This window comes from Sedimentitalea sp. XS_ASV28 (genome assembly GCF_041224545.1).
Lineage (GTDB): Bacteria > Pseudomonadota > Alphaproteobacteria > Rhodobacterales > Rhodobacteraceae > Sedimentitalea.
Genome location: NZ_JBGFGP010000137.1, coordinates 88,464 through 103,424, shown reverse-complemented (window position 1 = coordinate 103,424; position 14,961 = coordinate 88,464). Strand labels below are relative to the sequence as shown.

The 14,961-nt window shown below is 61.4% G+C and carries 10 protein-coding genes; 8 read left to right on the top strand and 2 right to left on the bottom strand.

Annotation, left to right across the window (positions count from 1 at the left end; all coding sequences use genetic code 11):
• The first annotated feature begins 598 nt into the window (after positions 1 to 598).
• The 7 genes from AB9K34_RS13065 to AB9K34_RS13035 all read left to right on the top strand — a co-directional run bounded on the left by AB9K34_RS13065 (position 599) and on the right by AB9K34_RS13035 (position 10,035).
• Positions 599 to 1,843 carry an ABC transporter substrate-binding protein gene (locus tag AB9K34_RS13065; protein WP_369954867.1) on the top strand — a complete coding sequence of 415 codons (1,245 nt, stop codon included), beginning with the start codon at positions 599 to 601 and terminating at the stop codon, positions 1,841 to 1,843.
• Positions 1,840 to 3,810 carry an ATP-binding protein gene (locus tag AB9K34_RS13060; RefSeq protein ID WP_369954866.1) on the top strand — a complete coding sequence of 657 codons (1,971 nt, stop codon included), beginning with the start codon at positions 1,840 to 1,842 and terminating at the stop codon, positions 3,808 to 3,810. Before AB9K34_RS13065 ends, AB9K34_RS13060 begins: the two co-directional genes overlap by 4 nt.
• Entirely contained in the window at positions 3,800 to 5,050 is a 1,251-nt protein-coding gene (locus AB9K34_RS13055) for a sigma-54-dependent transcriptional regulator (protein WP_369954865.1), read from the top strand. The genes AB9K34_RS13060 and AB9K34_RS13055 overlap by 11 nt, the downstream gene beginning before the upstream one ends.
• Before the next feature lie 135 nt (positions 5,051 to 5,185).
• Complete coding sequence (locus AB9K34_RS13050; RefSeq protein ID WP_369954864.1) at positions 5,186 to 6,508, top strand: ABC transporter substrate-binding protein; 1,323 nt, start codon at positions 5,186 to 5,188, stop codon at positions 6,506 to 6,508.
• Positions 6,509 to 6,597: 89 nt separating this feature from the next.
• The gene (locus AB9K34_RS13045) at positions 6,598 to 8,352 is read left to right on the top strand and encodes an ABC transporter permease (RefSeq protein ID WP_369954863.1); all 1,755 of its coding nucleotides are present in this window, start codon (positions 6,598 to 6,600) and stop codon (positions 8,350 to 8,352) included.
• A gap of 19 nt (positions 8,353 to 8,371) precedes the next feature.
• Positions 8,372 to 9,424 (top strand): ABC transporter ATP-binding protein, encoded by a 1,053-nt coding sequence (locus AB9K34_RS13040; RefSeq protein WP_369954862.1) that lies wholly within the window; start codon positions 8,372 to 8,374, stop codon positions 9,422 to 9,424.
• Positions 9,424 to 10,035, top strand: a complete 612-nt coding sequence (locus AB9K34_RS13035; RefSeq protein ID WP_369954861.1) for a histidine phosphatase family protein — start codon at positions 9,424 to 9,426, stop codon at positions 10,033 to 10,035. Before AB9K34_RS13040 ends, AB9K34_RS13035 begins: the two co-directional genes overlap by 1 nt.
• 157 nt (positions 10,036 to 10,192) lie before the next feature.
• Here the strand turns inward: AB9K34_RS13035 and torT are convergent, their stop codons facing one another.
• Entirely contained in the window at positions 10,193 to 11,251 is a 1,059-nt protein-coding gene (gene torT, locus AB9K34_RS13030; protein ID WP_369954860.1) for a TMAO reductase system periplasmic protein TorT, read from the bottom strand.
• A gap of 84 nt (positions 11,252 to 11,335) precedes the next feature.
• Between torT and AB9K34_RS13025 the strand changes: the two genes are divergently transcribed.
• A complete protein-coding gene (locus AB9K34_RS13025; protein WP_369954859.1) occupies positions 11,336 to 14,272 on the top strand; it encodes a response regulator in 2,937 nt (978 codons plus the stop codon).
• Here AB9K34_RS13025 and AB9K34_RS13020 read toward each other — a convergent pair.
• Positions 14,253 to 14,945, bottom strand: a complete 693-nt coding sequence (locus tag AB9K34_RS13020) for a response regulator (RefSeq protein ID WP_369954858.1) — start codon at positions 14,943 to 14,945, stop codon at positions 14,253 to 14,255. The two genes, AB9K34_RS13025 and AB9K34_RS13020, sit on opposite strands and share 20 nt — an antisense overlap.
• Positions 14,946 to 14,961 lie beyond the last annotated feature (16 nt).

Genomic DNA, 14,961 nt, shown 5'->3' with positions numbered 1-14,961 from the left:
ACGCCACTGCAAGCGCGCCGAGCGCTTGAGCAATTTGAGGGCTCCGCGCCCGGCGCGCTTGCCCAAACCGAAACCCATGATTATCAAGATCAAACCCGCAGACTCTCGTTATGAACGAGGGACCGAAGGGGGGCAGGTCATCCAGCGTTTCCTCGCCAATCCTCGCCAATGTCTCTGTATATCTTGTACCAGATGCAGTGTTTGCGACCATGATGCCTGTTGGCGCTCCACTCGACTTCGCTCTTGGATTTTATGCCGGTGCTATCGACAGAAAGATTCAGTGACGCGGTATTGGCGTGATAAACAGGCTCACGCTTGGTGTTTTTGACGACGGCACAGGGTGCTGAAATCGGGCATGGCCCCAGTTCCGCCGGCCAGTTGATGACGGCTATAAAAAACTGCGGTCGTCTGTCGGAGCGGCACCCCAAGAATACTTAATTCAGATAAGGTGATGCGGCGCAAGCCGACCGGGTGGGGCATCAACCGCATCAGTTCAGATCGTTATACCTTGAGAACTGTTAATGTGTCATAAGTGACCCATTTTGGGCTTTTGCTTTTGTCGGGATGCCTTCTGGATCACAGCGCGTAAACTGCTGGCATGTCGGTCTTTCGTTTTCTTGCAATTCTTCTGGGCAGCCTGTGGGCGCATTTGGCTTCGGCGCAGGAACTGCGTGTGCTGACGTCGTTTCCGCCGGATTTGTCGACGGCCTATACCCGAATGTGGGCCGAGCGGGCGGCGGACGCCGAGATCCGTGTCCTGAACAAGAATACCGTCGCGGCCATCGAGGAGGTGCTGCGCGGCAACAGCCGCGGTTTTGACATCTTCTGGGCGTCGTCGCCTGAGGCTTTCGAACTGTTGCAGCGCAGGGGGGCATTTGCGGATACCGGCCTTTGCGGACCTGATGGACCCCACACGGTTGCGCCCTTTGCCCTGTCCTCGGTCGGCTGGGCACGGCGATCCGATAGCAGGCTGTTCATGCCGACCAACTGGAACGACCTTTTGCGCCCGCTTTACCGGGACAAGATCGCCATGGCGCGCCCGGCCCGTTCGGGATCGGCGCATATGCTGGTCGAACGGATGTTGATGGTGCGCGGGTGGGAGGATGGCTGGCGCTATCTGCTGGAGCTTTCGGGCAACCTGTCCACCTTGACCGCGCGGAGTTATGGCGTGCCCGACGGGTTGATAAACGAACGCTTCGAGATCGGATTGACTATCGATTTCCTGTCGGAAGCGAAATCCGATATGCTCGATTTTCGCTATGGCCGCCCGATCGTTCTGGCGGCCGCACAGGTCGGTATCCTGAAGGGAGGCAAAGCGCCGATGCGGGCCTGCGACTTCCTGCGTATGTTGCTGTCGCGTGATGGGCAGGCCGCGCTGATGGCACCCGGTATTTCGCGCATTCCCTTTGATCCGCTGGTGCGCGAGGAGATGGTCGCGGATTTGCCGGAGGATATTGTCGAGGCGCTGAAGCTCGCCTGGCTGGAATATGATGCCGAACAATCTTCCAACCGCTACTGGGCGGTGAATACGCTGTTTGATCTGATGATCACCGACCGGCTCGTGGAGCGGCGCAACCTGTGGCGGCGCTACCACGCCTTGCAGGGCACGCTGCCGCCTGACGCGCTGTCATCGGTGCGCGCGCTGTTGACCGAGACTCCGGTGACAGGGGAGGAAGCGCTTGACGCCAGCCTGACCCTCTACGACGGCGCGCAGACGGTGTCACGGAGAGATGCGGTAAGGCTCGAACGCGATCTGCTCAGGGATTGGAACACGCGGGTCGCACAGACGATGGCGCGGGCCGACGCGGCATTGAACCTGCTGGAGCGTCGGGTCGAGGAGTGAAGCGCCTGTGGGATAACATCGCGCCGCGCATCTGGACACGTCTTTTGCTGACGGTTCTGGCGGCGATCCTGATGACATGGGTGGTGATGGGCGCTGCGTTCTACTGGCTTGGGAGTGCGCGCGAAGTGGTGGCCGATCTGAGCGCCACGCAGGTGCCGAAACTGGCCCAGACCACGCGCCTGTCGGCCAAGACGGCGGATCTCGCAATGCTCGGCAATCGCATCCTCTCCGGCAGCGCAGAGAGGTCTGGCGCATTGGATGCCATGCTCAAGTCTTCGGCGGCCGAGCTCAGCCGGTTTGTCGCGGAGGGATTCGATACGGTCATCACGCCTCGGGATGTGGAAACGCTGCAACATCAACTGGCACTGGTGATCCGCAGCGTGGAGACGGTGGCGCGAACCGAGACGCGGGTGATTTCCAAGATCGACCAGTTGCGCTGGCTGAACGCGGATATTCAGGACGAGACCACCGCCGTCATGTCGGATTTTGCCTTCAACATCGAGGTGCTGACCCGTCGGATGATCGAGGAGTCCGACCCGGCGATCCGCGGTGAAATGGCCAGGATGCTGACCGAAGAGCTGCAATTGCAAACCACCTTTGCCGATATCGGCCATGATGCGGCGACGGCAACGGCGCTTGCGATTCAGATATCCACCAGTCAGTCTCCGGCGCAGCTGGAACAATTCGAAAACCTGATCGCGGATGCGCTGGCCCGCGTCAGCGCGAGCATCGAAACCCTTCCGCCCAAGGCCGAATATCTGTTCCTGCGCCAGGCCGCCGAAACGCTGGCGCGCATGACCACTCATCCGAACGGTGTGATTGCGGATCGCAAGGCCTGGCACCAGACGAGGGATGCCCTTGGCGAACAGCTCGCAACCGTTCTGACATTGCTGACACGGATGAACGACCAGCTACTGGAACAGGCCGAAACCCAGCATGGTGAGATTCTTGCGATCAGCGATACATTTGCAACGAGCGCCGCCGCCACCATGCGTCTGCTGCTTGTGCTGACGATCCTCGCTGCTGCGGGGGGGCTGGCGATCCTGTTTTCCTACATTCGTCCGTCGATCATTCGCCCGATGCAACGACTTACGGATGCCATGCGCCAGATTGCGGGGGGTGGACGGCCCTCGCTCTCAGGGCTGCCGGGGCGCAACGATGAAATCGCGCAACTGGCGTCGGCCGTGATTGCCTTTGAAACGTCGGTGGACGAGCGGGACCGCGCAATCCGGGATCTTCGTCAGACACAGAATGAACTGGTGCAGGTCGGCAAGATGGCGGCGCTTGGCAATCTCTCGGCCGGAATCGGGCATGAATTGAATCAACCGCTTGGCGCGATTCGCCAGCGCCTGCGCCTGTTGCAGACCGCGCAGCGCAAGGGCGAGACCGACCGTGCCGCCACGCAGATCGACAAGATCGACGACCTGGTGACGCGGATGGAGCGGATCATATCGCATCTGCGCAAATTCGCGCGCCGGTCGGAGTATCTCCGGGAAAAGGTGCCGCTGGTGCGCACGCTTCGCAATGCGCAGGAGCTTTTGCAAGGCTCGTTCACCGATCATGGAATAACCGTAGAGATCGACCCGGCGCTGGACGGGCTCATGGTCATCGGGGACGCGGTTCTGATCGAGCAGGTTCTGGTCAATCTGCTCTCCAACGCCTGTGATGCAATTGCCTCGACAGGCAAGGCGGGTAAGATCACGGTTCGTGCCGAGGAAAGCGACATCCAGACTGTCGCGTTTTCCATCGTCGACGATGGGATAGGTCTTGGCGATCTGACGCCAGAGCGGGCTTTTGACCCCTTTGTCACCACCAAGGACCCCGGCGAGGGGATGGGGCTGGGCCTGTCGATTTCGTTCAACATCATTACCGGAATGAATGGCACGCTGTCGCTGAGTGCGCGCCGTGAGGTCGGCACACGCGCGACTGTGACATTGCCACGGGGAGAGAGCGACGATGAAACATGACGCCCATCAGGTCTATGTGGTCGATGACGATCAGGATTTTCGTGAGGCCACCTGCGAGATGCTCGAAGAAGAGGGGCTGCGCCCAAGGGGCTTCGCCGGTGGGGCGGCCCTGCTGGAAACCCTGGACCCGGAATGGGGAGGCGTCATCCTTTGTGACATACGCATGGCCAAAATGGATGGTTTTGATGTGCTCAAAGCCGTGCGTGCGGCCGCGCCGGACGTGCCGTTCATCATGATCACCGGGCATGCCGAAATGCGGCTTGCCATCGCTGCGATCAAGGCCGGGGCTTATGATTTCCTGGAAAAGCCGGTGCAGCCGGATGTCCTGATAACCATGCTCAGGCGCACCCTGAACGCCAGAAAACTGGTGCTGGAAAACAAGCGCCTGCGCCGACGCATCGCCCGCCAGGGCGGCATGGTCAGCCATTTGCTCGGCCGCTCCGACGTGATCCGAAACTGTCGCAAGGCGCTGCTCGATCTTGCGCCGCTGCCGATCACCGTCACGATCTACGGTGAAACCGGGACGGGCAAGGCGCTGGCCGCTCGAATGCTGCACGATTACGGCGAAGGTGCGGGGGGTTTTTACGCGATCAATTGCGCCACGGTCGCGGCAGATGGATTGCAGGCGGAACTGGACGGTATCCCGCCAGAGGTGGATACGATTTTCGTGCGCGCCCTGCACAAGCTCGATAACCGGGGACAGACGCATCTGGCGGATTTTCTCCGGCGCAACGACCGTCCGCGCGCCATTCTTTCCGTGACCGGCTCACTGACCGATCCGGAGATCAGCCTGAGTGACGAACTGCTCTATCTCGTCAACGTTGCGACCGTCGAGATACCGCCATTGCGGGCGCGAAACCGCGATGTCTTTATCCTGCTCGAAGCCTTTTTGCGGCAGGCGGCGGAACGCTATGGCAAGCGCCTGCCCAATGTCACCAAAGAGATGCTGGATCCGATCGGCAAGCACGACTGGCCAGGCAACGTGCGTGAATTGCGCAATGTCGCAGAGCGGATGATCATCGGCCTCGGACTGAATCTTCAGGCACAGTCGCGCGGCGGCACCGGGCCGCACACCTCTTATGACGAGGCGATGATGGCCTTTGAGCGCGCGTTGCTGGAGCAGGCTTTGCGGGACGCCGATGGCCGCAAGGGCGTTGCCGCAGAGACTCTCGCGATTCCCCGCAAGCGTCTCTACCTGCGCATGAAGGCGGTGGGGCTTCTGAAGTCGGGTCAGGATTGACCGAAATGGCGGGTCACAACTGACCCGTTCGGCGCCTGATCTGCCGATTTCTGCAAAAAATTGACGGATTCTCCGGTGTCCTGAAACTCTTGGCCCAATGCGCGGAGGAGCGCAGCACATCAATGGGAGGACACAATGAAGAAAACACTGTTCGCGACCATCGCCTCGACGGCTCTGATTGCCAGCGGCGCACTGGCCGAGGGCAAGGTCACGGTTATCACTTCGTTCCCGGATTCGATGACCGGGCCGATCGAAGCCGCGTTCGAAGCGGCGCATCCGCAATATGATCTTGAAGTCCTGAACAAGAAGACCTCGGCCGGCGTGAAATACATCCAGGAAACCGCCGGCGACAACACCTCTGACATCTTCTGGGCCAGCGCGCCGGATGCTTTTGAAGTGCTCAAGAGCGACGGGCTGCTCGCCGATGTCACGATCCGCTCCGAAGGGATCCCCGAGCGCATCGGTGCCTACCCCCTCAACGATCCGGATGGCAAGTATTTCGGCTTTGCAGGTGCGGGTTACGGCATCATGTGGAACGAGCGGTATCTCAAGGCCAACGGGCTCGAACCCGCGCGCGAATGGCAGGATCTGGCCAAGGCCGAATATCATGGCCATGTCGGCATGTCTGCGCCGTCCCGGTCGGGCACGACGCATCTGACGGTCGAGACTCTCTTGCAAGGCGAAGGCTGGGACAAGGGCTGGGCGCAGTGGAAGCGCATCGCCGGCAACTTTGCCTCGGTCACCGAGCGCAGTTTCGGTGTGCCTGACGGCGTGAACACCGGCAATTTCGGGTTGGGCATCGTGATCGACTTTTTCGGTTTCTCGTCCAAAGCGTCAGGCTTCCCGGTCGATTTCGCCTATCCGACCGTGACGGCGCTGGTCCCGGCGAATGTGGGCGTCGTCAATGACGCGCCGAACCAGGCGGGTGCCGTGGCCTTTATCGAATACCTGCTGACCCCGGAGGGACAGTCGGTGCTGCTGGACCCGGCCATCATGCGCTTGCCGGTGAACCCGGCCACCTATGCCAACGCGCCTGAAGGCTTCCCAAATCCGTTCGAGGCTTCCACGATCGGCGCGACGGTCGAGTTCGATGTCGACAAATCGGGCGCGCGCTACAATCTGGTCAATTCGATGTTCGACGTGATGATCACCTATCGTCTCGACGATCTTCGCGCAGCGGTTGGCGCGATCCACGCCGCCGAGGCCGCCCTTGCCGACAGTGACAATGCCGAGGCACAGGCAATGATCGACGAAGCCTGGGCGTTGATCGACGCAAACCCGATTGACGAAGCGCAAAGCCTCGACCCCGAGTTTGCCGGCATCTTCACCAAGAAGCGCAAGAAGGCCACCGATGAGGTCGGCGCGCGTCAGGCCGAGGTCGAGCAGAGCTGGGACGCCATGGTCGTGGCGAACTATGCCAAGGCCCGTGAACTGGCGGAAAAAGCCGCCGGAATGTAACGCCTGTCCGGCCGGAGCCCGCCTGGGGTCCGGCCCCCCGCCGCCACCGGTTCTTTTCGTGCTGGCGGCTCTCCAAGAAAGCCTGAACCATGTCACAGAATGCTTCCTCCCCCGCGGCGTCGCGGGCGGGCCTTGCCGATATTTTGCCGCGCTGGCTGGTGCCAAACCTGAGCGGCATCCACCTTGTCGCCATTTTCATCGCGCTGCTGCTGATCGGCCTGTTGCTGGTGCCCGTCGCGCAGGTGATGGTCGTTGCCTTCCAGGATCCTGCCACCGGTGCGGCGACGCTTCAGAACTTCATCGATTTCTTCAGCACGGCGCTGTTCCGCGAGAGTTTCTGGAACTCGTTTTACGTCTCGGCCATGTCGGTGGTCGTGGCGACGGTGATCGCGCTACCATTGGCCTATATCACCACGCGGTTCCATTTCTCGGGTTCGATCCTGATCCAGAGTCTGGGGTTCATTCCGTTGATCATGCCGCCCTTTGTCGGTGCCGTGGCGATGCAGCTGATCTTTGGTCGCAACGGTTCGGTCAACCTTCTGCTGCGGGATCACTTCGGCTTTGACATTCCCTTCATGGAGGGCCTGAACGGTGTGATCCTCGTGCAGTCGATCCATTATTTCCCGTTCATCCTGATCAACCTGTCGACATCGCTGCGCAACATCGACCGCTCCATGGAAGAGGCGGCGCAGAACCTTGGCAGCCACGGTCTGCGCCTGTTCAAGCGGATCGTCTTTCCGCTGGCCATGCCGGGCTATATTGCCGGGGCAGCGCTCGTCTTCATCAAGGTATTCGACGACCTCGGGACACCGCTGCTGCTCAATGTCAACAACATGCTGGCGCCACAGGCCTTTCTGCGAATCTCGTCAATCGGGATCAGTGACCCAATGGGCTATGTGATTTCCGTGATCCTTGTCGTCTTCTCGATCCTGTCGCTCTGGACCTCGTTCCTGTTCATGCGCGGCAAGGATTATGCCACGGTTCAGAAAGGTGGCGGAGGCATGGCAAAACGCGTGTTGAAACCGGCCGAAAAAGCCGTCGCCTATGGCGTGGTCATCTTCATCCTGCTGTTGGTGCTGTCGCCGCATATCGGCCTGCTGTTGCTGTCTTTCGGAACGATCTGGTCCTATGCGCCTCTGCCTGATGCCTATACGCTGCAGAACTATGTGACGATGTGGGAGGGGTCCAAGACCTTTATCCTCAACACCGTGCTCTATGCCGGCATCGCCGCAACGCTGGATGTCATCATCGGAACCGCCATTGCCTATATCGTGTTGCGGACGAATATCTTTGGCCGCAAGGCGCTGGATTACCTCGCGACCGCTGCTCTGGCCGTGCCTGGCGTCGTGCTCGGGATCGGTTATCTGCGGACGTTCCATGGCATTGATGTGCCCTTTGCCGACAAGCCGATGGCAAGCTGGTGGGTGATCATCGCGCTGGCGCTGATGATCCGACGCTTGCCCTACGCGTTGCGTGCCTGCACGGCGGCACTGCAACAGGTCAGCCATGCGCTGGAAGAAGCCGCCGAAAGCCTTGGGGCAACCAAGCGGCGGACCATCCAGAAGATCGTGGTGCCGCTGATGACCGGCGGGATCCTCGCAGGTTTCGTCACGAGCTTTGCGACAGCGGCGGTCGAGCTTTCCGCAACCATCATGCTGGTCAGTTCCAACAATGACGCTCCGCTGGCCTATGGCATCTATCTCTTCATGCAAACCCCGTCCGGTCGGGGCGCCGGTGCGGCGCTTGGTATCGTGGCTGTCATCGTGGTGGCCGTGGGAACGATCGCGTCGCAGATCATTATCGAGCGTGACAAGAAACTGAAGTCATCGGGCGGCGAGCACTGAGCCTGTAAGGAATACGGATATGAAAAAAGCTGGTATCAAAATCGAGAATCTCCATCTGTCCTTTGGTGACACCGAAGTCCTGAAGGGTGTCAACCTGGATATAAAACCTGGCGAGTTCTTCGCCTTTCTGGGCCCGTCCGGATCGGGCAAGTCGACCCTGCTCAGGGCCATTGCGGGGTTCGGCCCCACGCCGAGCGGGCGGATCATGATCGGGGACAGGGATGTTGTCGGCCTGGACCCCTGGAAACGCAATGTCGGCATGGTGTTTCAATCCTACGCGCTGTGGCCGCATATGACCGTGCGCGACAATGTCGGCTTTGGCCTGAAGGAGCGGAAGGTTCCGTCGAAAGAAATCAGGACCAAGGTCGATGCGGCGCTGGATCTGGTGGGGCTTTCGCATCTGGCGGACCGGATGCCCAATCAGCTGTCCGGCGGACAGCAGCAGCGGATCGCGCTGGCCCGCACGGTCGTGGTCGAGCCCGAGGTGCTGCTGCTCGACGAACCCCTGTCCAATCTCGACGCTTCGCTTCGGGTTCACATGCGTCGGGAACTCCTGCGTCTGCAGCGGCAACTCGGGCTGACCACGATCTTCGTGACCCACGATCAGGAGGAGGCGAACACCACTTGCGACCGCATGGCGGTTCTCGACAAGGGCATCATCCAGCAGGTCGGCTCGCCGCAAACGCTATACGACCGGCCGGAAAATCTGTTTGTTGCGAATTTTCTGGGGACGGCCAATATTCTGGAAGGCAAGATCGAATCTGATGGTCCCGAGCGGCGTTTCGTGACCGCGACGGGCGACAGCCTGACACTGCCGGGTGAAACGATGAGCGAGGGGAACAATATAGTCCTGCGGCCACAGAATATATCCATTGCGCGCAGCGCCGGTCGGGATTCCCTGCCGGGCAAGGTGCGCCACAGCGAATTTCTCGGCAGCCAGATCCGCTATCTGGTGGCGGCCGGCGGGGCAGAGATGGTCGTCGATCAGAGCCATCAGGCCGGTCAACAGCGCATCCAGACCGGCGAAGAGGTCTATTTGCAGGTGAACACGATGAGCGCGGTGGTGCTCTGATGACGGACCTGCCAAAGCTGAGGATCGATCATGATGTGTTTCTGTTGCGCCATGGCGAAACGGAGTGGAACAGGTATCACCGGATACAGGGGCGCAAGAACTCTGACCTGACCGAGCGCGGGCGCGCACAGGCGCGCCAGCAAGAACGCATCCTGCGAAGCATCAGACCCGCTCTGGGGCCGCATCGGCTGTGGGCCAGCCCCCTCGGCCGGGCGCAGGAAACCGCGCGGCTGGCCTTTGCCGGGTCAGACTTTTCAACCGATCCGCGCCTTGCAGAGATCAGTTGCGGCACCTGGGAGGGCACGACACACGAGGAACGCGTCGCGCGGGATCCCCTGATCGTTGCCGGGCTGGACACCGAATTCGATGTCTATACCAGCGGTCCGGGCGCGGAAAACGCGCAGCAGATCGGGGCGCGCCTCGCGTCCTTCCTTTCGGAACTGACCGCGCCGGCGATCATCGTTTCGCACAAGGTCGCAATCGTTGTTATCCGGTCACTTCTGACGCCGGACCCGCTGGATTGCAGCCTCGTTCCCGAACAGGGCAGCATCCTGAAGATTTCTGGCGGCGCGGTACGGCACCACTACAAGGAGCAGGCCGCCATCGGATGAGACATCCGGATCGGTGCAAATCGATGGTCGATCAGATGTGAGTGCCGGGGTTGCAGGGTCGCGCCACGACGACGGCAGCACCCCGGCCGTTTGCCCTGTTGTCGCTGGATGACTGCCGGGTGCATTGCAGCCGACAATACAGCGTTTGTCGCGCTCTTCAGCGCCTCTTTTCACTGGTGAACTGGAAAACGGGAATGAAGCTTGTCGGTGCAAGCGTTTCGGTCATCTGCGACGGTATCACCTCTCCGGCGCGGACGGTTTCGATGACCGGACCTGCGTGTCTGTAGAGGAGTTTTCCTTCGATCGCCCGCACCGCGAACTCGATGGCCATGCGGCCCTGCAGAACTGGGAAATCCGTTGGCGCGACAAGGATTTTTTCACGGTAGATGCCGCGATAGACCGCGTGGGTCATGTAATCGGACACGATACCGATCCGATCCCTGAGACCGCGGGTCCGCAGCAGCGAGACGGCGGCTTCGGCCGCTGGCGCCGCTCCGACGATATAATCCAGGTCGGTTATGTCCTCGAGTGCTTCCTCGACGAGAAGCACCTGTATTTCGCGACCGGTGTCACCGTATTTCGTCGCCGCGATCTCGACCGCGCTGTCCTTGATCGCGTCGTGAAACCCCCGCTCGACAAAGCGTACCCAGCCCGCGCCCTGGGGACCCGGAAACCATGCGACCTTGACGGGCCTGCTTCCCTGTGGATGGCGCTCGGCAATGTAGCGTCCCGAAACTGCGCCCATTTCCGTCCAGGATACTCCGACCTTGGCGGTGATGCCCGGATCGGCGATGTCGTTCACCGCCGCGATCACCGGAATATCCACCGAGATCTCGACTATGGTGTCGGAAAGCGCGTCAAACGCCACGGCTCCGAGGACGAGCGCGTCCGCGCCTTCGGCCACACAATCCAGTATCTGCCGGCGCTGTCTTTCGATATTGGGGTAACCGCCCGCTTCGACGAGCCGGAAGGAAACGCCCAGCCGTGCGGCTTCTTCGACCATGCCGTGATTGACGCTCAGCCAATACGAATCCTTGAGGTGAGGATAGGCCACGCAGATCGACCAATTGGCCGTCGCCGTATCGAGCGGCGCATAGGAAACGACATCCGAGGGTCCGAGGTAATCAAACGGTGTGCGCGGCACCCGAAGCTGCCATTCCGTGTCGGCGGCAGCCGGGGTCGCAAAAACGAGGAAAGACAACAAGAGCCATCGCATATATATATTCTATGCAGCATTCTCGGCGGACGGCAATCTCCAGACCGATCGGACGGGCGGAAAGGCAGACGTGGAAACGATGCGATGAAACAACCGGGATTGCGCGGCAAGCTGCTGCTCGCCTTCGTTCTGATCGCAGGGCTGCCGACGCTGGCGGGGTTGCTCGGATTGGTCGAGCTGCGCAGCCTGGCGATCCGCCAGTCCGATGTGATCGGCCGGACAATCCCCGCCATCGGCGACGTGCGAGGCATCACCGAGGAAAGCACAGGCATCGTCGCGCTCGCGCCGCAGCTGGCAGAAATGGATGACCAGGCCGACCGTGAGGCCCTGTCGCAGAAACTGCGATCCCAGGTCGATGCGCTGTCCCGGCGGATGGAACGCCTTGACGCGACACGCGGGGCGGATATCGCTGCGCTGAGCGCGACGGTAACCCGCGCCGAGACGACGCTGGATAAACTCGATCGGCTGGTGGCGAGGCGCATCGCGGCAGATCGGCTCGCCCGCGATCGTGCCTCGGATGCGCTGAGTGCGGCGACCGCCCTGCTGGGCATGTCCGACACGCTTGTCGCGAATGCCGAGATGGGGACCACGGCTGTCATCTCAAGCCTCTATGGTGACCTGGACAGCCCCCTCAACAGCGAAAGCCCCATCGAGGCTCTGGACAAACTGCTTGAGGTCGATCTTTTTCAACTTGGCCTGATGTACGAATTGCGGTCGCGGACGGCCGCGCTCGGGCTGCTGATCAATCGCATCGACGAGGTGTCGGACAACGCCGAACTGGCCGAGGTCGAGGCGGCCTTTCTCCGGGAATTGTCGATCGTCTCGCGCCGGATCGACGCCATTCGCGATCCCGGGCGCTTGCAACTGGCGCGCGGCTACCTGTCGGAGCTGCAATCGGTTACGACCTCGGGTGCCAGTCTCTTTGACCTGCAGGCAAGCATCCTCGGAACCCGCAACGGTATCGATGCTCTCAAGCGGGACTTGCAGGATGCCGCGATCCGGCTGGCCGAAGAGGCGGCGGCGGTCGCCGATCAGTTGCAGAACCTCGCGGTCGGATCCGGTGAAACGGTCGCCGGGCAGATGCGGCAGGCACAGATGCGCAGCACCGTGGCCGCCATTGCGGGCCTGTTCCTCGCGCTTGCCGTCATGTGGTTCTTCGTTCGGGGCCGGATCACGCGCCCGCTCGATCAGCTTTACGAAGGCATGACGGCGCTTGCCGAGGGGCGGCTCGACCGGCCAATCCGCCCGCGCGGCACCGATGAGATCGCGCGGATGGAAGCAGCAACAGAGCTCTTTCGCAAGCAGGCCATTGCAAAGCGCGATCTGGAGCGTCAGCGCGACCTGACCGAACGGGAATTGCTGGAACATCGCAACAATCTCGAGATGCTCGTGGCGCGCCAGACCGAGGATCTGCGACGCGAGGCCACCGCGCATGAAGAGGCGAGGCACAAGGCCGAGGCGGCAGATCGCGCAAAATCCGAATTCCTCGCCATGATGAGCCACGAAATCCGCACGCCGATGAACGGGATGCTGGGCCTGTTGCGGGCCCTCTCCGAAGACCCGCTGTCCCGCACACAGAAAACGCGCGCCCGTGCCGCGCTCGCCTCTGGCCAGAACCTTCTGGTGATTCTGAACGACATCCTGGACTATTCCAAACTCGAGCACGGAGGTCTCCGGGTCGAGGCCACTTCATTCTCGTTGCACGCGCTGGCCGCGGACGTCGTTGCGCTGATACGTCCCAATGCCGATGCCAAGAAGCTGCCGCTTCTTCTGGATGTGCCGGATGACATTATCGACACGGTTCGTGGCGATGCATCCAAGCTGCGGCAGATCCTGTTCAACCTGTTGTCGAATGCCGTGAAGTTTACCGACGAAGGCGACGTGATCATGCGCGTGCGGGAAATCGGCGGGTCCGGCATCCGGCATCGTATCGTATTCGAGATCAGCGATACCGGGCGCGGTGTGTCGCAGGACGCCAAGGCGCGGATATTCGAGGCTTTCGAGCAGGAAGACGGTGACACCGGGACGCGCTATGGCGGGACTGGCCTTGGCCTTGCGATCAGCAAGCGGTTTGCGGATGCCATCGGTGCATCGCTGAGCCTTGAAAGCAAGAAGGGCGTGGGATCGGTCTTTGCGCTGGCGGTCGATCTGGAAGACGGCGACCCCGGCGAGATCGAAGACCGCTGTAAGCCCGAGCCAATCGAGCAGGCAGAGGTCGCGCTTGATATACTGGTTGTCGAGGACAACGAGATCAATCAGATGGTGTCGCGCGGGTATCTGGAACGCATGGGCCACCGCTGCGTCTGTCTCCCGAATGCCGAGAGTGCGCTGGACCTCTTGCAGCACCGGCACTTCGATGTCGTCCTGATGGATGTGAAGCTGCCCGGCCTTGACGGAGTCGAAGCGACAAGACGTTTACGCGCGAGCGCGGATCCGCGGCTGTCCGGTATTCCGGTCATAGGTATTTCCGCGCATGTCCAGGAAGAGCAGGTCATGGCGCATCTCGAGGCCGGCATGAATGGCTTTGTCGCCAAACCGGTCGCACCGGAACGCCTCGCGGGCGCTCTCTCGGCCCTAATGAAGGGGAACGATGGCGAGGTGTTCCTGTCGCCCCGCATGGCGACCCAAACGCCGAAGAGCGCGGTCTCGGTCATGCAGGCTGCGCTGCGTCGTGACAGCGACGATTTTGGCGCGGCGGATGCCGAACGGATTGCCCGGCTGTTTGTCGATCGCATCCAGACGGAGCAGCAGGAACTGGAAACCGCGCTTGCCGCCGGGGACTGGGCGGGTTTGAAGGCGATCGCGCACCGAATGAAGAGCTCGGTCGGAAACTACGACCAGAACGAAACCATCACTGTCCTTGCCCGGATAGAGGCCCTGGACGGTGCCGCCCGCGCCGAGCAGGCAACCGCACTGGTCAGGCAAATGGCGGGGTTGGTGTCCGAGATGCGGACGGCGATGACACAGGCGCTTGACGGCGTTGCAGTCAAAGCCACGCCGGTCACGTCACATACGGTGTGAATGCGTAGCCCTCTCCGTGGATCGTGGCAATGACCGGTGGACGGGACGGATCGACATCGAGCTTGCTGCGCAATCGCCGCACCAATACATCGACGGTCCGGGGATTTGCGCCATATCGCCTATGGGTCACACGTGACATGATGGCGTCGCGCGTCGCGACCTGCCCCGGGCGGGTAACGAGATAATTCAGGACTTCGAATTCGGCCCGTGTCAGCGGGACCAACTCACCATCTCCGGTTTCCAGCCGCCGGGTGTGGACGTCGAACGCGAAGCCTTCGAACCGATAGACTTTCTTGGCTGCATGGCCCGCCTGTCCGGTCCGATAGAGCAGGTTCTTGATCCGGGCCAGAAGTTCGCGGCGGTTGAACGGCTTGCAGACATAATCGTCGGCCCCGATCTCGAGCCCGACGATCCGGTCGACCTCGTCATCACGCCCGGTGACGAGGATAATGCCGATATTGGACTTCGCGCGCTGTTCGCGCGTGATCCTGAGCCCGTCCTTTCCCGGCAGGTTGATATCGACCAGCATCAGGTCGATGGGCCGTTCCGCCAGCACCCGCTCGGCATCCTGGGCGCTTTCGGCTTCGGACACGTCATAACCCTGCGCCTCAAGATAAGAGGTCAGGGTTGCGCGGGTGACCGGCTCATCTTCGATGATCAGGATATGCGACATGGTTCCACCGATAGGA